Source organism: Streptomyces sp. JHA26 (genome assembly GCF_002005565.1).
Taxonomy (GTDB): domain Bacteria; phylum Actinomycetota; class Actinomycetes; order Streptomycetales; family Streptomycetaceae; genus Streptomyces.
In genome coordinates this window covers 43,355-64,811 of the sequence record NZ_BDJC01000026.1, presented here as the reverse complement: position 1 = coordinate 64,811, position 21,457 = coordinate 43,355, and the positions used below count along the sequence as shown (strand labels likewise).

The window sequence follows — 21,457 nt, the reverse complement described above, 5'->3', positions numbered from 1 at the left end:
GGCGAGGAGCCCCAGGTCATGACCAAAGCGATCAAACTGCTCACCGCCCTCCCCCCGCACCAGCGCGGTCGCCTCATGGCGCTGGCCCGGGAGGTCTCCTTCCCGGAGGACGCCCGGATCTTCGAGGCGGGAAGCAGGGCCGACCGCTTCTGGGTCATCCGGTCCGGCGCGGTCTCCCTGACCCAGCAGGTGACGCCGCTGCAACGGGTGACGGTCGCCAGCCTGGGCGTCGGCGACCTGCTCGGCTGGTCCTGGCTGTTCCCGCCGTACGAGTGGGACTTCGGCGCCGAGGCCTTCAGCCCGGTGCGCGCCTACGAGTTCGACGCGGCGTCGGTGCTCGCCCTGTGCGAGGAGGACCCGCAGCTCGGGGTCGTGCTGGTGCGGACGGTCGCCGAGATCCTCGCGCACCGGCTGGAGGCCACCCGGGTCCGGCTCATGGAGCACGCCGCCGTGCGGGGCCGCAGCGCGTTGTGACGCGGCGTCAGACGCGGTAGCGGCGCAGCGCCGGTACCGCGGCGGCGAGCGCCAGCATCACCACGACGACGAGCACTCCGCCGCCCGCGACCGCCTCTCCCGCCCCGAAGGCCGAACCAGCGCCGCCGTGCAGGACGTCGGCCAGACGCGGGCCGCCGGCGACGACCACCGTGAAGACGCCCTGCATGCGCCCGCGCATCTCGTCGGTCGCGGCGGACAGCAGGATCGCCCCGCGGAACACCATGGAGACCATGTCGGCGACCCCGGCGACGGCGAGGAACGCCACCGCGAGCCACAGGTTGCCGCTCAGCCCGAAGCCGGTGACGGCCGCCCCCCAGACGACGACCGCGCCGATCACCATCCAGCCGTGCCGGCGTGCCCGGGAGAAGGTGCCGGAGAACAGCCCTCCGGCCACCGCGCCGACGGGGACGGCCGCGAACAGCAGGCCGAGGGCGAGTCCCTCGCCCCAGGGGGCGTACGTCTCGGCGGCGAGCTGCGGGAACAGCGCGCGGGGCATCCCGAGGACCATGGCGACGATGTCGGCCAGGAAGGACAGCAGCAGCACCTTGTGCCCGGCGATGTAGCGGAACCCGGCCACGACCTCGCGGACGCCCGCGCGCCGTACCGCCGTGCCCGTGAGCGGCGGCAGGGCGGGCAGCTTGTACACCGCCCACACCGTGACGCACAGCGCCAGCGCGTCGACGAGGTACAGCTCGGGCAGGCCGACGACGGGGATGAGGGCACCGGCGAGCAGCGGTCCGACCACCTGGCCGGTCTGTATGACGGTCGAGCCGAGCGCGTTGGCCGCGGCGAGTTCGTCCGCGGGGACCAGGCGGGCGATGGAGGCGTTGCGGGCCGGGGCGTTGAGGCCCCAGAAGGCCTGTTGCAGCGCGAGCAGGAGCATCAGGACGGCCACCGACTCCAGGCCGGTGACGGCCTGGACCCAGAACAGCAGTGAGGTGACGGCGATGCCGGTGTTGGTGATCAGCAGCAGCTTGCGGCGGTCCATGGTGTCGGCGACCGCGCCGCCCCACAGGGCGAACACGATCAGCGGCAGCAGTCCGGCGAGGCTCGCGGTGCCGACCCAGGCGGAGGAGCCGGTGATGTCGTAGATCTGCTTGGGCACGGCGACGGCGGTGAGCTGGCTGCCGACGGCCGTGACGACGGTCGAGGACCACAGCCTGCGGTAGGCGGGACGGCGCAGTGGACGGGTGTCCATGACCCAGCGGCGCCGGGCTCCGTCCCGGGCGGGGGTCTCGTCCGGGACGGGGGCTTCGTCCGGGGATGCGGTACTGCTCTCGCTCGTGTCCACGCGCTTCCTACGTGCTCGTTACATCTTTCGATCGGGGCCCTCACTATCGCAGTTCCGTTCGAGCGCGTGCGCACCGCCCGGCCCTGTTCACGCGCCGACGACGAGGGAGACACCGAGCACGATCATGGTGGCGGCGACCAGTCCGTCCAGGACGCGCCAGGCGACGGGCCGGGCCAGGAAGCGGCCGAGGTAGCGGGCACCGAAACCCAGCGCGGCGAACCAGCACAGGCTGGCCGCGGCCGCCCCCAGGCCGAAGGTCCAGCGCAGCGGGCCGCGGTCGGCGGCGACGGAGCCCAGCAGGAACACGGTGTCGAGGTAGACGTGCGGGTTGAGCCAGGTCAGCGCCAGACACGTGAGCACCGCCCGCCGCCGCGAGCCGGCCGCGTCGCCCTCCGTCCGCAGCGCCCCGGCCGGCCGGAACACGCGCCGGGCGGCCAGGGCGCCGTAGCAGAGCAGGAAGGCGCCCCCGACCCAGGCGACCGCGGTCAGCGCGTCCGGCCAGGCCACCACCACCGCGCCGACGCCGCCGACGCCGAGGGCGATGAGGACGGCGTCGGACAGCGCGCAGATGCCGACCACGGCGAGGACGGCGTCGCGGCGGATCCCCTGGCGCAGGACGAAGGCGTTCTGGGCGCCGATGGCGACGATGAGCGAGAGGCCGGTGCCGAAGCCGGCGGCCGCGGCGGTCAGTGCGTTGGTCATGCCCTTGACGCTAAGCGGGACGATCACCGTACGTACAGCTAAGGATTCTTACGTATCCTTAGTGTTCCTGAAGAGAACGGGGGTCATGGCGGCGATGGGGACGACAGGGACGACGGCGGTGCTCGCGGATCTGCCGCTGGACCAGGTGCGCACCCTGCTGGCCGTGGTGGACGAGGGCACGTTCGACGCGGCCGCCGCCGCGCTGCACGTGACGCCGTCCGCGGTCAGCCAGCGGGTGAAGGCGCTGGAGCAGCGCACCGGGCGCGTGCTGCTGCTGCGCACCAAGCCGGTGCGGCCCACGGAGTCCGGTGCGGTGCTGGTGCGGCTGGCCCGGCAGGTGACCCGGCTGGAGCGGGACGCGTACGCGGAGCTGGGGCTGAGCGGTGCCGGGGAGCCGACCCGGGTCTCGGTGGCCGTCAACGCCGACTCGCTCGCGACGTGGTTCCTCGGCGCTCTCACGCGGGTGTCCCAGGAACCGCGGCTCTGTTTCGAGCTGCGCCGCGAGGACGAGGACCACACGGCGGCCCTCCTGCGCGAGGGCGTGGTGATGGCCGCGGTGACCTCCTCGCCCGATCCGGTGCCGGGCTGCACCGTCCGGTACCTGGGCCGGATGCGCTACCGGCCCTGTGCCGCCCCCGGCTTCGCCGCCCGGTACCTGGAGGGGCCACTGCCCGAGGTGCTCGCCGGGGCACCGGTGGTGGTCTTCGACCGGCGGGACGACTTCCAGGACGGCTTCGTGCGCCGACTCGGGCGGGACGGCGCCGGCGCCGGGCGCCACTACGTGCCGACCTCGGAGGGCTTCGTGGAGGCGGTCGCCGCCGGACTGGGCTGGGGCATGGTGCCGGAGCCGCAGGCGGAGGCCCTGCTGCGGGCCGGGCGGCTCGTCGACTTCGCCCCGGACCGGGCCGTCGACGTCCCGCTGTACTGGCAGCAGTGGAAGCTCGACTCCCCCGCGCTGGCGGCGGTGGCCGACGCGGTCGTGACGGCGGCGGCCGAGGCGCTGCGGAACTGAGCGGTCGGCAGGACCCGGGGAGGACCGACGGTTTCACTCCGCTGTTGTCAGGTCACCCGAACGGAGCAAGGGATTCGCGAGGCACGACTCGATTCGATCGCAGGTGACTTTTGATGGACAACTGGCGCGAGCACGCCGCGTGTCGCACGGAGGACCCCGATCTGTTCTTCCCGATCGGCACCACCGGACCGGCCCTGTTGCAGACCGAGCAGGCGAAGGCGGTCTGCCGGCGCTGCCCGGTCCGGGAGCAGTGCCTGCAGTGGGCGCTCGACACGGGGCAGTCCCTCGGCGTCTGGGGCGGGACCAGCGAGACGGAGCGCCGTGCGCTCAAGCGCCGCGCGGTGGCGCGCCGGCGCTCCGGGTGAGCGCGGGGCCCGTCAGGGGCCGGTGCGGCGCAGCGGGCCCCAGGGGCGTTCCTGGCGCTCCACCTCGCTCCGGGCCTCGTCGATGACTCCCGGGGCGACCCAGCACATCGGCCGGACGTCGGTCACCAGCGGCTCGTTGTCCGGGCCGCGGCCCGTCTCACGGCCGGTGAGCACCCAGGGCCGCACGCCGGGGCCCTTGTCGTGCGGGAGATGCGCGTAGTCGTGCAGCCGCCGGGCCGCCCACACCCGTACGGGCCGGGCCGCCCACCACCCCTCCACGTCGAGGGGGTTGGCGGACAGGCCCGGCATGGGCACGCCGGTGAGCTCGTCGGTGCTGGAGGCCTTGGCGAGATCGGTCTCGGGGCCGCGCGACCAGCGCACGTACAGGCCTCGGTGGCGTTCGACCAGGCCGGCGAGTTCGGCGAGGGTCCGCACGACCGGCAGGTCGTCCGATGCGCTCATGCGCGGACCTCCCTAGTCATCCCTCAGTCATCCCTCGTCCGTCGTCCGGGCGACGGAGTACCCGGAAGGGACGGGAGGGAACCGTGTTGGGTTCAGGCGGCCTGACGTGCCGCCGCCCGGCCCGCCGCCCGCCCGGAGAACAGGCAGCCACCGAGGAAGGTGCCTTCCAGCGCGTTGTAGCCGTGCACTCCGCCGCCGCCGAAGCCGGCCACCTCACCGGCCGCGTACAGGCCGTCGACCGGCGTGCCGTCGGTGCCCAGGGCGCGGGAGTCGAGGTCGGTCTGGATGCCGCCGAGGGTCTTGCGGGTGAGGACGTGCAGCTTGACCCCGATCAGCGGGCCCGCCGCCGGGTCCAGGATGCGGTGCGGGGCCGCGACCCGGCCGAGGCGGTCGCCGACGTAGCGGCGGGCGTTGCGGATGCCCTGCACCTGGGCGTCCTTGGCGTACGGGTTGGCCGTCTGGAGATCGCGGGCCTCGATCTGGCGCCGGATCGAGGCGGCGTCCAGGAGCGGCTCCTCGGTGAGCCCGTTCATGCGGTCGACCAGCTGCTCCAGGTCCGGCGCGGTCACGAAGTCGGGGCCCTTGCGCAGGAAGGCGTCCACCGGGCCCGGGGCGCCCTTGCCGAGGACGCGTTCGCGCAGGAAGCCCGCGCGGTCCTTGGCGGTGATGTCCGGGTTCTGCTCGGAGCCGGAGAGGGCGAACTCCTTCTCGACGATCTTCCGGGTGAGGATGAACCAGGAGTGGTCGTGGCCCGCGAGGTCCTCGGCGGTGCGCAGGTGCCGCAGGGTGCCGAGGGTGTCGTAGCCGGGCAGGTACGGCGACGGCAGACGGCGGCCTAGGGCGTCGAACCACATCGAGGACGGTCCGGGCAGGATGCGAATGCCGTGGCCGGGCCAGATCGGGTCCCAGTTGCGCACGCCCTCGGTGTAGTGCCACATCCGGTCGCGGTTGACCAGGCGTGCGCCCGCCTCGGCGCTGATGTCCAGCATCCGTCCGTCGACGTGGGCGGGGACACCGGTGACCATCTCGGCGGGCGGGGTGCCGAGGCGTGCGGGCCAGTGGCGGCGCACGATGTCGTGGTCGGCCCCGATTCCGCCGGAGGTGACGATCACGGCCTGGGCGGTGAGTTCGAACTCGCCGACCGTGTCGCGGTTGGAGGCGACGCCGCGGGGCGAGGTGTCCTCGGCGAGGACCGTGCCGCGCACGCCGCGCACGGTGCCGCCCTCGACGACCAGGTGGTCGACGCGGTGACGGTGGTGGAAGGTGAGCAGGCCGTCGCGCGCGGCCTGCTTCGCGTACCGCACGAACGGTTCGACGACCCCGGTGCCGGTGCCCCAGGCGACGTGGAAGCGGGGCACCGAGTTGCCGTGCCCGCCGGCCGTGAGGTCGCCGCGCTCGGCCCAGCCGACGGTGGGCAGGAAGGTGATGCCGTGCCCGGCCAGCCAGGACCGCTTCTCCCCCGCCGCCCACTCGACGTAGGCCCGCGCCCAGCGCACCGCCCAGGAGTCCTCGTCCTCGGTCCGGTCGAAGCCGGCGCTGCCCTGCCAGTCGCTCCAGGCCAGGTCGAAGGAGTCCTTGACGCCGAGGCGCCGCTGCTCCGGGGAGTCCACGAGGAAGAGGCCGCCGAAGGACCAGAAGGCCTGTCCGCCGAGGTTGGCCGCGTTCTCCTGGTCGACCAGCGCGACCCTGTGGCCCCGGCTGGTCAGCTCGTGCGCCGCGGTCAGGCCCGCGAGGCCCGCTCCGACCACGATGACGTCGGCGTCCATGGCGACCGTCCCTTCCTCGTTCGTCCTCGTCCGTGTTCTCACGGGGTGGTGCCGGGGTTGTCGTCGGGGGTGCTGCTCGCGTCGGTGAGCAGTGCGGTGAGCAACTGCCCCAGCCAGACGCGTGCGTGCTCGACGTCCCGGTCCAGGAGCAGCTGGACGGTGACGCCGTCGTAGGCGGCGACCACGGCGTGCGCGGCGGCCTCGGCGTCGCCCAGCACGGCGGGCAGCGGTGTGCGCGGGTGCGCCCGGGCGAGGCGGTCGGCGATCGCGCGGCGCAGGCGCGCCCGGTGTTCCAGCAGGGTTCGCGCCACGTCCGGGTCACGGGCGGCGTGCGCCAGGAAGTCCGTCTTGACCAGGAGCCAGTCCCGGTCCAGCAGCAGTACCTCGGTGACGCGGTCCACGGCGGCCCGCACGTCCAGGTCCGGTCCGTCGAGGGCGAGGGCGCCGGTCACCTGGTCCGCGATCAGGTCGGCCCGTTCGCGGTAGAGGGCGAAGAACAGCTCGTCGAGGCTGTCGAAGTTCGAGTAGAAGGCACCCCGGCTGTAGCCGGCGGCCTCACAGATCTCCTCGATCGGGACCCGGCCGAACCCCTTGGCGGCGAACACCGCGAACGCCGCCTCCAGCAGGTCGGCGCGGGTGCGCGCGCGGCGCCGGGTCACGCGCCCGGCGGCCTGCCCGACGTCCATGTCCGCGCCCCCTCCGCCGTCTCCCCTGTTCGATGCGCGAATGTATCGGATACACCGGTGTATCGAAAGAGCGGGCGCACGAGGAATCCGTCGGCCGCGGTCCGCCGGGCCCGGGCGGCGGGGGGAGCCGCCGGCGCGGGCGGGATGCGAAAAAGGCGGACGTCGCGAGGTGTCGGACGGGCCGTGGGAGGGACCCGTATCCGGTCACGGAGGGAGTCCGACATGGCGGACGACGACTTCTACGCACACGACCGGCCGAAGAACCCGCAGCTCCCGGAGGACCGGCCCCGGGGCGGAGGCCCGGAGGACCCGGTGCCGCGGCGCGGGGGCGGGCACAAGAACATCTGGCTCATCGTCGGGATCATCGTCCTCGTGGTGATCTTCCTGGCCCTGTTCATGCCCTGAGCGGGCAGCACCCCGAGGCCGACGGAGCACCGACGGGCTCCCGTCGGCGCGCCCGGGAGCGCCGCGCCCCGGAGCGCCCGCGCCGTGGACCCGCGCACCGGCGTCCGGTCCCGTCCGCGCGGGGTGCGCCGAGCGCCGGGCACCCGCCGCGTCTGGTTGGCTGTCCCCCGTCGGGCAGCCACCTGGGAACGAAGGCGGGGACACTGATGCGCGCGGACGTGCGGCACGTCGCGGACGGCACCTACCTGGTGCACGGGAGCAACACCAACTGGGTCCTCCTCACCGAGGGCGACGCGGTGACCCTGATCGACACCGGTTACCCCGGTGACCGGCAGCTCCTGCTCGATTCCCTCGCGGCGGTCGGGAGTTCGCCCGAGGCGGTGACGGCCGTGCTGATCACCCACGCCCACAACGACCACCTGGGCTCCGCCGAGTACCTGCGCGCCGCCCACGGCACGCCCGTGTTCCTGCACGAGGCCGAAGTGCCGCACGCCCGGCGGGACTTCCTGCAGCAGGTGTCGGTCGGCGAGGTCCTGCGCAACAGCTGGCGGCCGGGCGTGCTGCCCTGGTTGGCGCACGTGCTCCGCTCCGGCGGCACCCAGCAGCACCCGGTGAGCGCTCCCGCCCCCTTCCCCTCGGACGGCCCGCTCGACCTGCCCGGCCGGCCCGTGCCGGTGCACACCCCCGGGCACACCGACGGACACTGCGTCTACCACCTGCCGGACGCGGGGGTGGTGGTCTCCGGCGACGCCCTGGTCAGCGGGCACCCCACCTCGCGGGTGGCGGGGCCCCAGCTGCTGCCCGGCATGTTCCACCACGATCGGGACCGCACGGTGGCCTCGCTGGACGTCATCGCGCGGCTCGACGGCGACGTGCTGCTCCCCGGGCACGGCCCCGTCCACCGCGGGCCGGTGAAGGAGGCCGCGCGACTGGCCCGGGAACGGACGTTCTAGGGTTCGGGTCATGGCCTTGCAGATCAGTGCCACCAATCCGGAGCACCCGGCGCTCCTGCTCGAACTGCCGTGGCAGCTGCCGCTGGAGGAGTGGCCCGAGGAGTATCTCGTGCCGCTCCCCCGCGGCATCTCCCGCCACGTCGTCCGCTACGCCCGGGCCGGCGACGAGGTGATCGCCGTCAAGGAGCTCGCCGAGCGGCCCGCCCTGCGCGAGTACGAACTGCTGCGCGACCTGGACCGGCTCGCCATCCCGGCGGTGGACGCGCTGGGCGTGGTCACCGGCCGCACCGACGGCGCCGGTGAGCCGCTGGAGCCGGTGCTGATCACGCGGCACCTCGGCGGGTCCATGCCGTACCGGTCGATGTTCGAGACGACGCTGCGTCCGGCGACCATGCACCGTCTGATGGACGCCCTCGCCGTGCTGCTGGTCCGCCTCCACCTGGCCGGGTTCGCCTGGGGCGACTGCTCGCTGTCCAACACGCTCTTCCGGCGCGACGCGGGCGCCTACGCCGCCTACCTGGTGGACGCGGAGACCGGCGAGCTGCACCCGCGGCTGAGCGACGGGCAGCGCGACTACGACCTCGACCTGGCCCGGGTGAACATCAGCGGCGAGCTGCTCGACCTGGAGGCGTCCGGGGCGCTGCACCCGTCCGTCGACCCGGTGGACTTCGGCCGGGAGATCTGCGCGCGCTACGGCCGGCTGTGGGAGGAGCTGACCCGCACCTCCGTCTACCCGGCGGGCAAGCACCACTACATCGAGCGCCGGATCCGGCGGCTCAACGACCTCGGTTTCGACGTGGCCGAGATGCAGATCGAGCACGCCTCCCACGGCGACACGGTCACCTTCGTGCCCAAGGTCGTCGACGCGGGCCACCACCAGCGCCAGCTGCTGCGCCTGACGGGCCTGGACGCCGAGGAGAACCAGGCCCGGCGGCTGCTCAACGACTTGGAGAGCTGGATGGCCACCCAGGACGACTACGCCCCGGGCGACCCCCTCGGCGCCCGCCCGGAGGTGCTCGCCCACCGCTGGGTGCGGGAGGTGTTCCGGCCGACCGTGCGGGCGGTGCCGGTGGAGCTGCGGGGCGCGATGGACCCGGCGGAGATCTACCACGAGCTGCTGGAACACCGCTGGTACCTGTCCGAACGGGCCCAGCACGACATCGGCCTGGACACCGCCGTCCAGGACTACATCACGAACATCCTGCCGAAGGCCCGGGAGACGCTCCAGCCCATGCCGGAGTGAGGCTCCCGGGCACGGCTCAGGCGTGCGGGACCACCGCCACCGGGCAGGCCGCGTGGTGCAGGACGCCGTGAGCCACCGAGCCGATCCGGGCGCCGACGGCGGTGCGGCGGGCGCGGCGGCCGACGACCGTCAGCTGGGCGTTCCCGGCCGCCGCCAGCAGCACCTGGCCCGCGCTGCCCATCTCCACGTGCTCGACCACCGGTACGTCGGGGAAGCGCTCGCGCCACGGCGCGAGCGCCTCGCCGAGGGCCTTCCTCTCGTACTGCTCCAGGCCGCCGGCCTCGTCGGCGAGCCGCATCGAGCCCGGGCTGTAGGTGAACACCGTCGGCAGGGTCCAGGCACGCACGGCCCGCACGGTGGCGCCGCGCGCGGCGGCCGCCTCGAAGGCGAACCCGATCACGTCGGCGCTGTCCTCCGGTTCCCCCTGCTGACCCACGACGACCTCGCGGCCGGCGGCCTCCGCCGCGGCCTCGTCCCCGGCCCGCACGAGGACGACGGGCCGGGGCGTCTCGGCGATCACCTGTTGGCCGACGGAGCCGAGCAGGAAGCCGACGACCGCTCCGTGGCCGCGCGAGCCGAGCACCAGCGTCCGGGCCTCGGCCGCGGCGGCGAGCAGCACGGCGACGGCGTCGTCGGCCTCGGTGACGTCCGTGGTCACCGCGAGGTCCGGGTGCCGCTCGGTGACGGTCCGGACCGCCTCGGCGACCGAGTCCCGGACCCACCGTTCCTGCGCGTCCCGGTCCCCCGCGCCGGCCGCTTCCGGCTCGGCCCGCCAGGCGTGCACGACGTGCAGCGGATCTCCCCGGCGGACCGCCTCCCTGGCGGCCCAGGCCAGTGCGGCCAGGCTCTCCTCGGATCCGTCCAGCCCTGCCGTGATCGGGCGCGTCATGCGGGTCCCTCCCTGTGTCGCGGTCACGTCCATGGGGCCAGTCTTCACCACGGTGCACGCGCGGCGTCACAGCGGGAGCGGGTGGTGACCTGCGGGGGGCCGCGGCCGGCAGCTCCGCGTGCCGGGCGGGCGCGGCCCGGTCGGCCCGAGCGGTGCGGGGCGATCGACCCTACGATGGGTCCCAGGCCGGTGCGGTGACGGGGACGCCGTGCCGTGAACCCGGCCGTTCGACGTGGGGGACGCATGGCACAGGCGGACGCGGCGACACGGACCGTCATCATGACCGTGGACGACGATCCGGGGGTCTCCCGCGCCGTCGCCCGTGACCTGCGGCGGCGCTACGGCGCCTCGTACCGGATCGTGCGCGCGGAGTCCGGCGAGTCGGCACTGGAGGCGCTGCGCGAACTCAAGCTGCGCGGCGACCTGGTGGCCGTGATCCTCGCCGACTACCGGATGCCGCGGATGAACGGCATCGAGTTCCTCGAGCAGGCCCTCGACGTGTACCCGGGGGCACGGCGGGTGCTGCTGACCGCGTACGCCGACACCGACGCGGCCATCGACGCGATCAACGTCGTCGACCTGGACCACTACCTGCTCAAGCCGTGGGACCCGCCGGAGGAGAAGCTCTACCCGGTGCTGGACGACCTGCTGCAGGCGTGGCGCGCCGGCGACCACCGGCCGGTGCCCAGCACCAAGGTCGTCGGACACCGCTGGTCGGCGCGCTCCTCGGAGGTCCGCGAGTTCCTGGCCCGCAACCAGGTACCCTACCGCTGGTACTCCTCCGACGAGCCGGAGGGACGGCGGCTGCTGGCGGCGGCCGGGCAGGACGGGCAGCGGCTGCCGGTGGTGATCACGCCCGACGGGACATCGCTGGTGGAGCCCCAGGCGCCGGACCTCGCCGCCCGGGTGGGGCTGGCGACGACGCCGGCGGCCGAGTTCTACGACCTGGTCGTGGTCGGCGGCGGCCCGGCCGGGCTCGGGGCGGCGGTGTACGGGGCCTCCGAGGGCCTGCGGACGGTGCTGGTGGAGCGCTCGGCGACCGGTGGGCAGGCCGGGCAGAGCTCCCGGATCGAGAACTACCTCGGTTTCCCCGACGGCGTGTCCGGCGGGCAGCTCACCGAACGGGCCCGGCGGCAGGCCGCGAGGTTCGGCGCCGAGATCCTCACCGCGCGGGAGGTGACGGGCCTCGAGGCCAACGGGGCGGCGCGGATCGTCCGGTTCTCGGACGGCTCGGCGGTCGCCGCGCACAGCGTGATCCTGGCGACCGGCGTCTCCTACCGGCAGCTGGCCGCGCCGGGCACGGACGAGCTGACCGGCTGCGGGGTGTTCTACGGTTCGGCGCTGACCGAGGCCGCGGCCTGCCAGGACCACGACGTGTACATCGTGGGCGGCGCCAACTCGGCCGGGCAGGCGGCGATGTACCTGTCCCGGGGCGCCAAGTCGGTGACGCTGCTGGTGCGCGGCGACTCCCTGACGGCGTCGATGTCGCACTACCTGATCCAGCAGATCGAGGAGACGCCCAACATCCGCGTGCGCTGCGGCACGGTCGTCGAGAGCGCGCACGGCGACGGGCACCTGGAGCGGCTGACGCTGCGCGACGCGGAGAGCGGGCGCACCGAACTCGTCGACGCGCAGTGGCTGTTCGTGTTCATCGGCGCGGCCCCGCTGACCGACTGGCTGGACGGCACCGTGCTGCGCGACGAGCGCGGTTTCATCCTCGCCGGACCCGACCTCACCCCCGACGGACGGCCGCCGGCGGACTGGGAGCTGGACCGGCCGCCGTACCACCTGGAGACCAGCGTCCCGGGCGTGTTCGTGGCGGGCGACGCCCGCGCCCGGTCCGCGAAGCGGGTCGCGTCCGCCGTCGGAGAGGGAGCCATGGCCGTGATGCTCGTCCACCGCTACCTGGAGCAGTCGTGAGCGGGCGGCCGATGCCGTGCAGCCCCGGGGAGATCGGGAAGCTGTTCCTCTTCGAGAAGCTCTCGCCCGAGCAGCTGGGCCGGCTGTGCGCCGAGGGCCGGGTGGAGCTGTTCGAACCCGGCCCGGTGTACACCGAGGGCGAGCCCGCGACCTGCTTCTACGTGATGCTCGACGGCACGGTCGTGCTCTCCCGCCGGGTCGGCGGGGACGACGTGGAGACCAACCGCACCTCGCAGCGCGGGGTGTACGCGGGCGCGATGCAGGCGTACGTCGGCGACCGGGTGCCGCAGGTCTACACCAACTCTCTGCGGGTCACCGAGCCGACGCGGTTCTTCGTCCTGCCGGCGGACACCTTCGCGTCCGTCATGCGGGAGTGGTTCCCGATGGCCGTGCACCTGCTGGAGGGGTTGTTCTTCGGCTCGAAGAACAACCAGCGGACCATCGGGCAGCGGGAGCGGCTGCTCGCGCTCGGTTCGCTGTCCGCCGGTCTCACGCACGAGCTCAACAACCCGGCGGCGGCCGCCGTACGCGCCACGTCGACGCTGCGGGAGCGGGTGGCGAAGATGCGGCACAAGCTCGCCGTCATCGCCGAGGGCCCGTTCTCCCGGGACGCGCTGGCCGGTCTCATCGAGATCCAGGAACGCACGGCCGAGCGGGTCGCGAAGGCGCCGTCGCTGAGCCCGCTGGAGGCCGCCGACCGGGAGGACGCCCTCACCGACTGGCTGAAGGACCACGGCATCGAGCAGGGCTGGCAGCTCGCGCCGACGTTCGTGCAGGCCGGCCTGGACACCGAGTGGCTGGAGCAGGTCGCGGCGGCCGTGGACGCGGAGATCCTGCCGGGAGCCGTCGGCTGGCTCAACTACACCGTCGAGACCGAGCTGCTGATGAACGAGATCGCGGACTCCACCGCCCGCGTCTCCCACCTCGTGGACGCGGCCAAGCAGTACGCCCAGCTCGACCGGGCGCCGTACCGGACCGTCGACGTCCATGAACTCCTCGACAGCACGCTGCTGATGCTGTCGGGCAAGATCGGCCCCCGGATCGAGGTCGTCAAGGAGTACGACCGCACGGTGCCGGCCGTCCCGGCGTACCCGGCGGAGTTGAACCAGGTGTGGACCAACCTGATCGACAACGCGGTCTCCGCGATGAACGACGGCGCGGGCGGCGAGGGCACGCTGACCGTGCGGACCGCGCTCCACCACGACCGGCTGCTGGTGGAGTTCCGCGACACCGGCACCGGGATCGCCCCGGAGATCCGGGAGCGGATCTTCGACCCGTTCTTCACCACCAAGCCGGTGGGCGAGGGCACCGGACTCGGCCTGGACATCTCCTGGCGGATCGTGGTGAACAAGCACCACGGCACCCTCCGGGTCGATTCCGTGCCGGGCGACACCCGCTTCCAGGTGCTTCTCCCGCTCACCGCGGACGAACCCGAACCGGCCGCGGACTAACCCGAACCGGCCGCGGACTAACCCGACACGACCGCGACCGGGCCCGACACGACCGCGACCGGGCCCGAACCGACCGAGGAGCCGGCATGACCAGCGACACCGGAATCGACCCCACCGCCGCGCCGAGCGGCACCGGCTGCGTCGAGTGCGACACGACGGGCGGCTGGTGGTTCCACCTGCGGCGCTGCGCCGCCTGCGGCCACGTCGGCTGCTGCGACAGCTCTCCGGGGCAGCACGCGACCGGCCACTACAGGGCCACCGGGCATCCCGTGGTGCAGAGCTTCGAGCCCGGCGAGGACTGGTTCTGGGACTACGCGACCGACGAGGTGCGGCCCTCCGGTCCGGACCTCGCCCCGCCCCGCAGCCACCCCGGCGACCAGCCCTCGCCCGGCCCGGCGGGACGGGTCCCGGAGGACTGGGCCGACACGCTGCGGCGCTGACCGCTCGCGGACCGGCGGCGCCGGCCCACCGTCCGGCGGCGCGTGTCAGGATGGGCGGCGTGTCACAGACCTCACCCACCCGCCCACTCGTCGGCCGCGAGGACGAACTCGCGCGTCTCACCGAGGCGTTGGACCGTGCCCGCGGCGGTGAGGCCCGCGCGGTGCTCGTCGCCGGGGACGCCGGGGTCGGCAAGACCCGGATGCTGGACGAGGTCGCGGGGCGGGCCGCCGCGGCCGGGACGACCGTGCTCACCGGGCACTGCGTCGACCTGGGCGACGTCGGCCTGCCGTATCTGCCGTTCACCGAGATCCTCGGGGTGCTGGCCGCCGACGAGCGGTTCGCCCCCGTGCTGGCCGCGCACCCGGTGGCCGAGCGGCTGCTGGGGGGCGGTCCGGAGGACGACGCCGGCGCCCCGCGTTCGCGACTGCTGCTCTTCGAGGGCGTGGCCGCCCTGCTGACCGACCTGGCGGACGCCGCGCCGCTGCTGCTGGTCCTGGAGGACCTGCACTGGGCCGACCAGTCCTCCCGGGACCTGCTGAGGTTCCTGCTCAGCAGGGGGGTGCTCCAGCGCCACCGGATCGCGGTGTTCGCCTCGTACCGGGCGGACGACCTGTACCGCCGCCACCCGCTGCGCCCGCTGCTCGCCGAGCTGGTGCGGCTGCCCGCCGTGGAGCGGCTGGAACTGCGGCCCCTGCCGGACGCCGACGTGGCCCGGCTGGTGCGCGCGCTGCGGGAGCGGCCGCTGCCGGACACCACCGTGCACCGGATCGTCGAACGCGCCGAGGGCAACGCCTTCTACGCCGAGGAGCTGGTCGCGGCCACGGACACGCCCGCCGGGGGCGTGCCCAGCGGTCTGGCCGACGTCCTGCTCATCCGGTTCGAGCAGCTGTCCGACACCGCCCAGCAGGTGCTGCGCACCGCCGCCGTCGCCGGGCGCCGCGTGGGGCACGGCCTGCTGCGGGACGCCGTGGGGCTGCCCGAGGAGGAGCTGGAGTCGGCGCTGCGCGAGGCCGTGGAGCGGCAGTTGCTCGTCTCCGGCGACGGGGGCGCGTACTCCTTCCGGCACGCCCTCGCCCGGGAGGCGGTCTACGCCGACCTGCTCCCGGGCGAACGGGCCCGGCTGCACGGCGCGTTCGCCCGGCTGCTCGCCGGGGCGGGCCGCCGGTCCGACAGCGCCGCCGAGCGCGCCCACCACTACCGGGAGAGCCACGACCTGCCCGAGGCCCTGGCCGCCTCGCTGGAGGCCGCCGACCACGCCCAGCGGGTCGGCGCGCCGGCCGAGGAGCTGCGGCACCTGGAGGCGGTCCTGGACCTGTGGTCGGCGGTCGACGCCGCCGCACGTCCCGTCGGCCCCGACGCGGTGACGCTGACGCTGCGCGCCTCGGCCGCCGCCGCGCACGCCGGGGAGCTGCACCGCGCGGTCTCCCTGACCCGGTCCGCGCTGGCGGGCCTCGGCCAGGACGCGGACCTGGAGCTGGCCGCCCGCGTCCGCTACACGCTCGCCGGGAACCTGCTGAGCGTGGACAACCTGTCGGCCGCGTACGCCCACAGCAGCGAGGCGCTCGGCCTGATCCCCGCCGAGCCCCCGTCGTCGACGTGGGTGTGGGCCGCGGCCACCCATGTGACGGCGGCCCGCCAGGTCGGGGAGAACGAGACCGCGCTGCGGGTCGCCCGCCGGGCCCTGCGGGTCGCGGAGGACCTGGGGGTCACCGACGCCCGCGCCGATCTGCTGATCTCCCTGACGAGTCTGGAGGGGGGCAACCGGTCCACCCCGGCGGGCCGGAAGCGGCTGCTGGAGGCGCGCGAGCTGGCGCGGCGGGCGGGCAACACGCCCGTGGAGATGCGCGCGCTGTTCAACCTCGCCATCGGCTGCTTCGAGTCCGGTGACGTGGAGGAGTGCCTGTTCTGGGCGGCGGAGGGACTGGACCGGGCCCGGCGCTCCGGGCTGCTGTCCTCGCCCTATCCGCGGGAGATGCGGTACCTGCGGCTGCTCGTGCAGTACACGCTGGGCCACTGGGACGAGGTGCTGCTCGAGTCCGCCGAGCAGGCCGGGGTGCGGCCGGCCCTGAGCGGTCACGCCCTCGGTCCCGGACTGTACGTGGCGCTGGCGCGCGGCGACCTCGGGGCGGCCGAGCGGGCCCGGGCCCTGCTGGAGGGGCCGTTCGACTGGATGGCGCGGATGGTCGGCGGAATCGTGCTGACCGACGCGGCGGCGCTGCGCGGGGACGCGGAGGAGGCCGTGCGGTGGATGCGGTCCTCCGTCGAGGCGCTCGTGCTCACCGAGGCGGGCACGCGGCCCGCCGTGACCGTCCGGCTCGCCACGCTCGCGCTGTCCGCGGTCGCCGACACCGTGGCCGAGCTGCGCCGGGCCGGGGACGGGCCGGGAGCGGCCCGCTGGACGGACACCGCGGCCGAACTGCTGGCCGAGGCCCGCTGGTCCGCCGAGCACGGCTACGACGACCTCCCCCAGGGCCCGGAGGGCCAGGCGTGGCTGGCGCGGGCGGAGGCCGAGTGGTCCGGGATCTCCGCCGCCGCGCCTGACCCGGCGTCCTGGGAGCGGGCGGTGGCCGCCTTCGCGTACGGCGACCCCTACGAACGCGCGCGGTGCCGGCTGCGCCTGGCCGGAGCCCTCCTGGCGGCGGGCCGCCACCAGGAGGCGGCCGCCGAGGCCGACGCCGTACGCCGGGAGGCCGACCGGCTCGGTGCCACGCTGCTGCGCGAGCGGCTGGACGCCCTGGTCCGGCGCGGAGGACTGACGGACGCCGCGCCCGCCGGGGGCGGTACGGCGGTGCTGACGGCCCGCGAGCAGGAGGTGCTGCGGCTGCTCGCCCTGGGACGCACCAACCGGCAGATCGGCGAGGAGCTGTTCATCAGCGCCAAGACGGCGAGCGTCCACGTCTCCCACATCCTCGCCAAGCTGGGTGCTTCGAGCCGTACGGAGGCCGTCGCGGTCGCCTACCGGCAGGGCCTCGTCGCACCGGAGCCGACCGCGTCGGGCTGACCCCGGCCGGACGCCGGGAACCCCGGCCGGCCGGGGGACGTTGTCCGGGCACCCCACCCCATGGCGAACCGCGACACAGGGCGGCACAGGATGAGCGAGTTGGTCCCCGGCGGCAACGTCCCCCTGCCGGGCGGCCCCGTGAACGTGCGGGTGCCGGGCGGGTTCGACGTGTCCGCCCTCATCACCGACGACGGCGGCAAGGTGGGCGGTGACGGCGACTTCGTCTTCTACAACCAGCCCGACGCCCCCGGTGCCCGGCTGCGGGACGACACGCTCACCGTCGATCCGCGGCGGCTGCGCGCCGGTGCCACCCGGGTGACGGTGGCCGTCAGCCCCGCCGACCCCGGGATGCCGCTGAGCGGCCTGCCCTCTCCTGCGCTCCACGTCACCGACGCGGCCGGCCGCGTGCTCGCCCGGTTCTCCCCGCCCCGCCCGCGCCAGGAGACCGTGCTGCTGCTCGCCGAGCTCTACCGGCGCGGCGGGGGCTGGAAGCTGCGCGCCCTCGGCCAGGGATACGCGGACGGACTGGCCGGTCTCGCCCGGGACTTCGGGGTGGAGGTCGTGGACGACGCCCAGGACCCCGACGCGGCAGCGCCGCCGCCCGCCGCCCCGGACGGCTTTCTCGAGCTGGTCAACTCCGCCCGCGCGACGGCCGGTTCCCCTCCCGTCTCGGCCGACGCGCGCCTGGCCTCCGCGGCCCGCTCGCACGCCGGCGCCATGGCCGCCGGAGGCGCGTTGAGCGTGGAGACCCGGGACGGCGTCTCGGTCCACCAGCGCGTCGTCCTGGCCGGGTACGCGTACCTCACCGTCGGCGAGCACCTGGTCTCGGGCCCGCGCACGCCCGCGGAGTTCGTCGAGCACTGCCTGCGCACCGAGCGGGCCCGGCGCACCCTGTACGAGGCCGTCTTCACACACGCCGGCTGGGGCCACGCCACCGGCGGGCCCTCGAGCGACACGTACTGGACGGCCCTGTGGGCCGTGCCGCTGACACCGGACGGCCTGGACCGCGCGACGGGCGAGGTCGTCGGCCTGACCAACCGGGAGCGGGCCCGGGCCGGCCTGCCCGGGCTGGCCGCCGACCCGCGGCTCACCACGGCCGCGCAGGCGCACAGCGCGGACATGGTGGCCCGGAACTTCTACTCGCACACCGACCCCGACGGCGGCAGGCCCTGGGACCGGGCGGCCGCGGCGGGCGCCACGCGGCGCACGGTCGGCGAGAACATAGCCTGCGGCCAGCGTTCTCCCGCCGAGGTGGTGGAGGGGTGGATGAACAGCCCCGGGCACCGGGCCAACATCCTGAGGGCCGACTTCACCCACATCGGGGTCGGCCTGGCCGGCGGCGGCCGGGCGGGCATGTACTGGACCCAGCTCTTCGGCGGCTGACCGGCCGTCTCCCGGCGGAACCGGCCGCGGCGGCGGGCACGACCGTCGAGGACGCCGAGGTCGTGCGGTACGTGGTGGACGGCGAGGTGCCCGCCCGGCGGGGAGCGGTGCCCGTCCACCGCGGCAGCCTCCGGTTCGGGCGCAGGGGGCCGGGGCGTGGGCGGCGTGCCCGGGCACGCGGTCCCCTCGCCCGATGCCGCGCGGGGGCCCGGGGAGCCCCGGCGGCCTCGCCCGGGGACCCTGTTGACCCGGGGCACGTCGCGCGGAAGGCTGCGAGGCGGCGTGGATCACCACCCGCGCCGGAAGGATGACTGCCTTGATCGGGATCACTCAGATCGAAGCCGCGGCCGAACGGATCGCCGGCCATGTCGTGCGCACCCCGACGGTACCGAGCCCGGGGCTGACCGCGCTGCTCGGGGCCCCGGTCACCGCGAAGCTGGAGTTGTTGCAGCGCACCGGGTCGTTCAAGGCACGCGGCGCGACGGCGAAGCTGTTGTCGCTGACCGAAGCCGAACGGGCCGCGGGTGTCGTGGCGGTCAGCGGCGGCAATCACGGCATCGCCGTGGCGGTCATGGCCGCCGCGCTCGACGTGAAGGCCACGGTGGTGATGCCGCGCACGGCGCCCGCGCGTTCGGTGGAGACCGCCGAGGAGGCGGGTGCGCTGGTGCGGCTCACCGACGGCATGGACAGCGCCTTCGCGCTCGTGACGCGGTTGCGGGAGGAGGGGCTGACGCTGGTCCATCCCTTCGACGATCCCGTGGTGATCGCCGGGCAGGGCACCGTGGGGCTGGAGTTCGCCGAGGACGCCGGGGAGCTCACCGACGTGGTCGTGAGCATCGGCGGCGGCGGGCTGATCGCGGGGGTGGCGGCGGCGTTGCGGGCCCGTCGGCCGGACGTGCGGATCTGGGGCGTGGAGACGGAGGGTGCCGAGGCCATGTCCCGGGCGCTGGCGGCGGGCGGCCCGCTGCCGGTCCCGCTGTCGTCGGTCGTCACCACGCTCAGTGCCCCGTCCGTCTCGCAGTTGACGTACGACCATGTGTCCGCGCTGGTCACCGACGTGCTCGTGGTGTCCGACCGGGAGGCCGTCCAGGGGTCCCTGGAGCTCGCCGAGCACGCGAAGGTGTGGACCGAGCCGGCCGCCGGCTGCCTGCTGCCCGCGGCCCGGCGGGTGGTGGAGCGGGTGGGCGGCGGGGCCCGGATCGGGCTGGTGGTGTGCGGGGGGAACGCCACGATCGCCGACATGACGGCCTGGGCGGACCGCTTCGGGCCGCGCTGACGCCGGCGTTCCGCGCGGGACGCGCAGAACGGAGCGGGCCGGATTGAACACACCCCGGCCCGCTCACCGTATCCCTGGGCGAGCCGAGAGCCGGCGGCACGGACGGGGGTGGCCATGGGCAGGGCGCACGTCTCCGCACACCACCTGGTCGCCGGGCGCCACCGCCTGCTCGAGGTCGTCCACCGGGAGACGAACCGCGTCTGCTGGTCCGGGGAGGACACCGGGACGGGCCGCCCGTGCCTGGTGACACAGGTCGGCCTCCCGGAGGACCCCCCGGACGAGAGCGCCCGCCGGATGACCGGCCGGGTCGTGCGGACCTGCGAGACCGTGCGGCTGCTGCGTCCGGACCGGGTGGCGGCGGTGGTCGATGCGGTCGTGGAGCACGGCGCCCTGTGGACGGTCACCGAACGGGTCGGCGGTACGCCGCTCAGCGAACTCCTGGCCGAGCGGGGCGCGTTCACCCACGCGCGGGCGGCACGCGTCGGACTGGAGCTGCTGGACGTACTGGAGGCGGCGCACGGACAGGGCATCACACACGGCGAGCTGAGCCCGGGACAGGTGTTCGTGCGCGAGGAGGGTTCCGTCGTCGTCGCCGGCTTCGGACTGGCCGGCGCCACCCTCGCCCCGCGGCTCACCGCTCCCTCGTACGCCTCCCCCGAGCAGGCCCGCGACGAGCGGATCGGACCGACGGCCGACCTGTGGACGCTGGGGGCGATCCTCTACGCGATGGTCGAGGGCCGTCCGGCGTTCCGTGACCGGGGCGGCCTCGAGGCCACGCTGAAGGGCGTGGACCGGCTGCCGCTGCTCACCCCGGTGCGTGCCGGGCCGCTCACCCCGGTGGTGCAGGGGCTGCTGCGCAGGAACTCCCGGGAGCGGCTGAGCCGTCCGGTGGTCCGCGAGGCCCTCCTCCAGGTGCTGTCGGAGGATCCCGATGCGGGGACGCCCCCGGCGCCCCGGGCCGCCGCCCGCCGTGCCGGCCGGGGGTGGAACCGGCGGACGGCGGTCTCCGTGACCGCGGTGGCCGCCGCCACGGTCACGGTCGCCGTCCTGGCCGCCGCCCACGGCCTGTCCGGCACGGGCGGCGACACCGGCGCCGGTACGCGGCAGCGCCCCTCCTCCCCCGCCGCGCCGCCCGCCGGCACCGCCGCGCCCCCCTCCCCCGCTCCCCGGCCGGGTGCGACGCCGTCCCCGTCGGGGTCCGGCGCGGCCGTCCCCGCCGGGTTCCGCCGCTACCGGGCGCCGGAGGGCTTCTCCGTGGCCCTCCCCGGGAACTGGCGGCGGCTGGGCACCTCGCGCGCGCCGGACGGATCGTACCGGGCCGTCTTCGGGGCGGTCGGCGATCCGCGGACCCTCGCGGTCACCTACAGCGAGCGGGCGGGCGCGGACCCCGTGGCGGTCTGGCGCGACGAGGTCGAACCCGGCCTGGAGCGGTGGAGCGGGTACCGGAGGGTCGGCGGGATCCGCGCGACGACCTACCGGGGGCGCGAGGCGGCCGACATGGAGTGGCTCGCCGAGGACGACGGCGTCCGGGTGCGCACGTTCGGGCGGGGTTTCCTGCTGGGCGGCGGGCGCAGCTTCTCGCTGCGCTGGACGACCCCGGCCGCCGACTGGGACGACGCCGCGAACGAGCGGGCGCTCACCGCCTTCCTCGCGACGTTCCGGGAGGAAGGCGGCTGACCCGGGCCCCGGCCCCCGGCACGCGTCCGTTTTCGTGCC

Annotated in this window: 19 protein-coding genes; 13 read left to right on the top strand and 6 right to left on the bottom strand. The window is 74.9% G+C overall.

The features are described from left to right. The first annotated feature begins 18 nt into the window (after nucleotides 1–18). The gene (locus JHAT_RS17765) at nucleotides 19–474 is read left to right on the top strand and encodes a cyclic nucleotide-binding domain-containing protein (protein WP_077799175.1); all 456 of its coding nucleotides are present in this window, start codon (nucleotides 19–21) and stop codon (nucleotides 472–474) included. A gap of 7 nt (nucleotides 475–481) precedes the next feature. On the opposite strand, the gene JHAT_RS17760 is transcribed toward JHAT_RS17765, so the two are convergent. Continuing rightward, nucleotides 482–1,786 carry an MFS transporter gene (locus JHAT_RS17760; protein WP_077799174.1) on the bottom strand — a complete coding sequence of 435 codons (1,305 nt, stop codon included), beginning with the start codon at nucleotides 1,784–1,786 and terminating at the stop codon, nucleotides 482–484. An 87-nt stretch (nucleotides 1,787–1,873) separates the two neighbouring features. Then, on the bottom strand, nucleotides 1,874–2,488 hold the full coding sequence (locus JHAT_RS17755) for a LysE/ArgO family amino acid transporter (protein ID WP_077799173.1): 615 nt from the start codon (nucleotides 2,486–2,488) through the stop codon (nucleotides 1,874–1,876). A gap of 94 nt (nucleotides 2,489–2,582) precedes the next feature. Here JHAT_RS17755 and JHAT_RS17750 point away from each other — a divergent pair, with 94 nt between their 5' ends. Both JHAT_RS17750 and JHAT_RS17745 read left to right on the top strand, forming a co-directional pair. Continuing rightward, on the top strand, nucleotides 2,583–3,500 hold the full coding sequence (locus JHAT_RS17750) for a LysR family transcriptional regulator ArgP (RefSeq protein WP_077799201.1): 918 nt from the start codon (nucleotides 2,583–2,585) through the stop codon (nucleotides 3,498–3,500). Nucleotides 3,501–3,613: 113 nt separating this feature from the next. Further along, nucleotides 3,614–3,865 (top strand): WhiB family transcriptional regulator, encoded by a 252-nt coding sequence (locus tag JHAT_RS17745; protein WP_077799172.1) that lies wholly within the window; start codon nucleotides 3,614–3,616, stop codon nucleotides 3,863–3,865. A 12-nt stretch (nucleotides 3,866–3,877) separates the two neighbouring features. Here the strand turns inward: JHAT_RS17745 and JHAT_RS17740 are convergent, their stop codons facing one another. The 3 genes from JHAT_RS17740 to JHAT_RS17730 all read right to left on the bottom strand — a co-directional run bounded on the left by JHAT_RS17740 (nucleotide 3,878) and on the right by JHAT_RS17730 (nucleotide 6,779). Beyond that, complete coding sequence (locus tag JHAT_RS17740) at nucleotides 3,878–4,327, bottom strand: DUF6098 family protein (protein ID WP_077799171.1); 450 nt, start codon at nucleotides 4,325–4,327, stop codon at nucleotides 3,878–3,880. Nucleotides 4,328–4,419: 92 nt separating this feature from the next. Beyond that, nucleotides 4,420–6,093, bottom strand: coding sequence for an FAD-binding dehydrogenase (locus JHAT_RS17735; RefSeq protein ID WP_077799170.1), 1,674 nt, complete (start codon nucleotides 6,091–6,093; stop codon nucleotides 4,420–4,422). Nucleotides 6,094–6,131: 38 nt separating this feature from the next. Next, entirely contained in the window at nucleotides 6,132–6,779 is a 648-nt protein-coding gene (locus JHAT_RS17730) for a TetR/AcrR family transcriptional regulator (protein WP_077799169.1), read from the bottom strand. A gap of 222 nt (nucleotides 6,780–7,001) precedes the next feature. Here JHAT_RS17730 and JHAT_RS17725 point away from each other — a divergent pair, with 222 nt between their 5' ends. The 3 genes from JHAT_RS17725 (at nucleotide 7,002) to JHAT_RS17715 (ending at nucleotide 9,380) form a co-directional block, all read left to right on the top strand. After that, nucleotides 7,002–7,184 carry a hypothetical protein gene (locus tag JHAT_RS17725; protein ID WP_077799168.1) on the top strand — a complete coding sequence of 61 codons (183 nt, stop codon included), beginning with the start codon at nucleotides 7,002–7,004 and terminating at the stop codon, nucleotides 7,182–7,184. A 206-nt stretch (nucleotides 7,185–7,390) separates the two neighbouring features. Continuing rightward, a complete protein-coding gene (locus JHAT_RS17720) occupies nucleotides 7,391–8,137 on the top strand; it encodes an MBL fold metallo-hydrolase (RefSeq protein ID WP_077799167.1) in 747 nt (248 codons plus the stop codon). Nucleotides 8,138–8,147: 10 nt separating this feature from the next. Continuing rightward, nucleotides 8,148–9,380 (top strand): DUF4032 domain-containing protein, encoded by a 1,233-nt coding sequence (locus JHAT_RS17715; protein WP_077799166.1) that lies wholly within the window; start codon nucleotides 8,148–8,150, stop codon nucleotides 9,378–9,380. A 16-nt stretch (nucleotides 9,381–9,396) separates the two neighbouring features. Here JHAT_RS17715 and JHAT_RS17710 read toward each other — a convergent pair whose 3' ends face one another. Beyond that, nucleotides 9,397–10,269 (bottom strand): universal stress protein, encoded by an 873-nt coding sequence (locus tag JHAT_RS17710; protein ID WP_171990947.1) that lies wholly within the window; start codon nucleotides 10,267–10,269, stop codon nucleotides 9,397–9,399. Nucleotides 10,270–10,512: 243 nt separating this feature from the next. Between JHAT_RS17710 and JHAT_RS17705 the strand changes: the two genes are divergently transcribed. The 7 genes from JHAT_RS17705 (at nucleotide 10,513) to JHAT_RS17675 (ending at nucleotide 21,418) form a co-directional block, all read left to right on the top strand. Further along, complete coding sequence (locus JHAT_RS17705) at nucleotides 10,513–12,189, top strand: FAD-dependent oxidoreductase (protein ID WP_077799164.1); 1,677 nt, start codon at nucleotides 10,513–10,515, stop codon at nucleotides 12,187–12,189. Nucleotides 12,190–12,200: 11 nt separating this feature from the next. Beyond that, nucleotides 12,201–13,640, top strand: coding sequence for an ATP-binding protein (locus tag JHAT_RS17700; RefSeq protein WP_375603570.1), 1,440 nt, complete (start codon nucleotides 12,201–12,203; stop codon nucleotides 13,638–13,640). A gap of 86 nt (nucleotides 13,641–13,726) precedes the next feature. Continuing rightward, nucleotides 13,727–14,080 carry a UBP-type zinc finger domain-containing protein gene (locus JHAT_RS17695; protein ID WP_077799162.1) on the top strand — a complete coding sequence of 118 codons (354 nt, stop codon included), beginning with the start codon at nucleotides 13,727–13,729 and terminating at the stop codon, nucleotides 14,078–14,080. A gap of 50 nt (nucleotides 14,081–14,130) precedes the next feature. Further along, nucleotides 14,131–17,082, top strand: coding sequence for a helix-turn-helix transcriptional regulator (locus JHAT_RS17690; RefSeq protein WP_077799161.1), 2,952 nt, complete (start codon nucleotides 14,131–14,133; stop codon nucleotides 17,080–17,082). 90 nt (nucleotides 17,083–17,172) lie between these two features. Beyond that, nucleotides 17,173–18,465: a CAP domain-containing protein gene (locus JHAT_RS17685; RefSeq protein WP_077799160.1), complete on the top strand. Its 1,293-nt coding sequence runs from the start codon at nucleotides 17,173–17,175 to the stop codon at nucleotides 18,463–18,465. Nucleotides 18,466–18,781: 316 nt separating this feature from the next. Then, nucleotides 18,782–19,741 (top strand): threonine/serine dehydratase, encoded by a 960-nt coding sequence (locus tag JHAT_RS17680; RefSeq protein ID WP_077799159.1) that lies wholly within the window; start codon nucleotides 18,782–18,784, stop codon nucleotides 19,739–19,741. Nucleotides 19,742–19,855: 114 nt separating this feature from the next. Further along, nucleotides 19,856–21,418, top strand: coding sequence for a protein kinase (locus tag JHAT_RS17675; RefSeq protein ID WP_171990946.1), 1,563 nt, complete (start codon nucleotides 19,856–19,858; stop codon nucleotides 21,416–21,418). The last annotated feature ends 39 nt before the right edge of the window (nucleotides 21,419–21,457 follow it).

Coding starts and splice junctions, on each gene's coding strand:
- JHAT_RS17765 (WP_077799175.1), top strand. CDS start 19: ATGACCAAAGCGATCAAACTGCTCACCGCCCTCCCCCCGCACCAGCGC.
- JHAT_RS17755 (WP_077799173.1), bottom strand. CDS start 2,488: ATGACCAACGCACTGACCGCCGCGGCCGCCGGCTTCGGCACCGGCCTC.
- JHAT_RS17750 (WP_077799201.1), top strand. CDS start 2,583: ATGGGGACGACAGGGACGACGGCGGTGCTCGCGGATCTGCCGCTGGAC.
- JHAT_RS17745 (WP_077799172.1), top strand. CDS start 3,614: ATGGACAACTGGCGCGAGCACGCCGCGTGTCGCACGGAGGACCCCGAT.
- JHAT_RS17740 (WP_077799171.1), bottom strand. CDS start 4,327: ATGAGCGCATCGGACGACCTGCCGGTCGTGCGGACCCTCGCCGAACTC.
- JHAT_RS17735 (WP_077799170.1), bottom strand. CDS start 6,093: ATGGACGCCGACGTCATCGTGGTCGGAGCGGGCCTCGCGGGCCTGACC.
- JHAT_RS17730 (WP_077799169.1), bottom strand. CDS start 6,779: ATGGACGTCGGGCAGGCCGCCGGGCGCGTGACCCGGCGCCGCGCGCGC.
- JHAT_RS17725 (WP_077799168.1), top strand. CDS start 7,002: ATGGCGGACGACGACTTCTACGCACACGACCGGCCGAAGAACCCGCAG.
- JHAT_RS17720 (WP_077799167.1), top strand. CDS start 7,391: ATGCGCGCGGACGTGCGGCACGTCGCGGACGGCACCTACCTGGTGCAC.
- JHAT_RS17715 (WP_077799166.1), top strand. CDS start 8,148: ATGGCCTTGCAGATCAGTGCCACCAATCCGGAGCACCCGGCGCTCCTG.
- JHAT_RS17710 (WP_171990947.1), bottom strand. CDS start 10,269: ATGACGCGCCCGATCACGGCAGGGCTGGACGGATCCGAGGAGAGCCTG.
- JHAT_RS17705 (WP_077799164.1), top strand. CDS start 10,513: ATGGCACAGGCGGACGCGGCGACACGGACCGTCATCATGACCGTGGAC.
- JHAT_RS17700 (WP_375603570.1), top strand. CDS start 12,201: ATGCCGTGCAGCCCCGGGGAGATCGGGAAGCTGTTCCTCTTCGAGAAG.
- JHAT_RS17695 (WP_077799162.1), top strand. CDS start 13,727: ATGACCAGCGACACCGGAATCGACCCCACCGCCGCGCCGAGCGGCACC.
- JHAT_RS17690 (WP_077799161.1), top strand. CDS start 14,131: ATGGGCGGCGTGTCACAGACCTCACCCACCCGCCCACTCGTCGGCCGC.
- JHAT_RS17685 (WP_077799160.1), top strand. CDS start 17,173: ATGAGCGAGTTGGTCCCCGGCGGCAACGTCCCCCTGCCGGGCGGCCCC.
- JHAT_RS17675 (WP_171990946.1), top strand. CDS start 19,856: ATGGGCAGGGCGCACGTCTCCGCACACCACCTGGTCGCCGGGCGCCAC.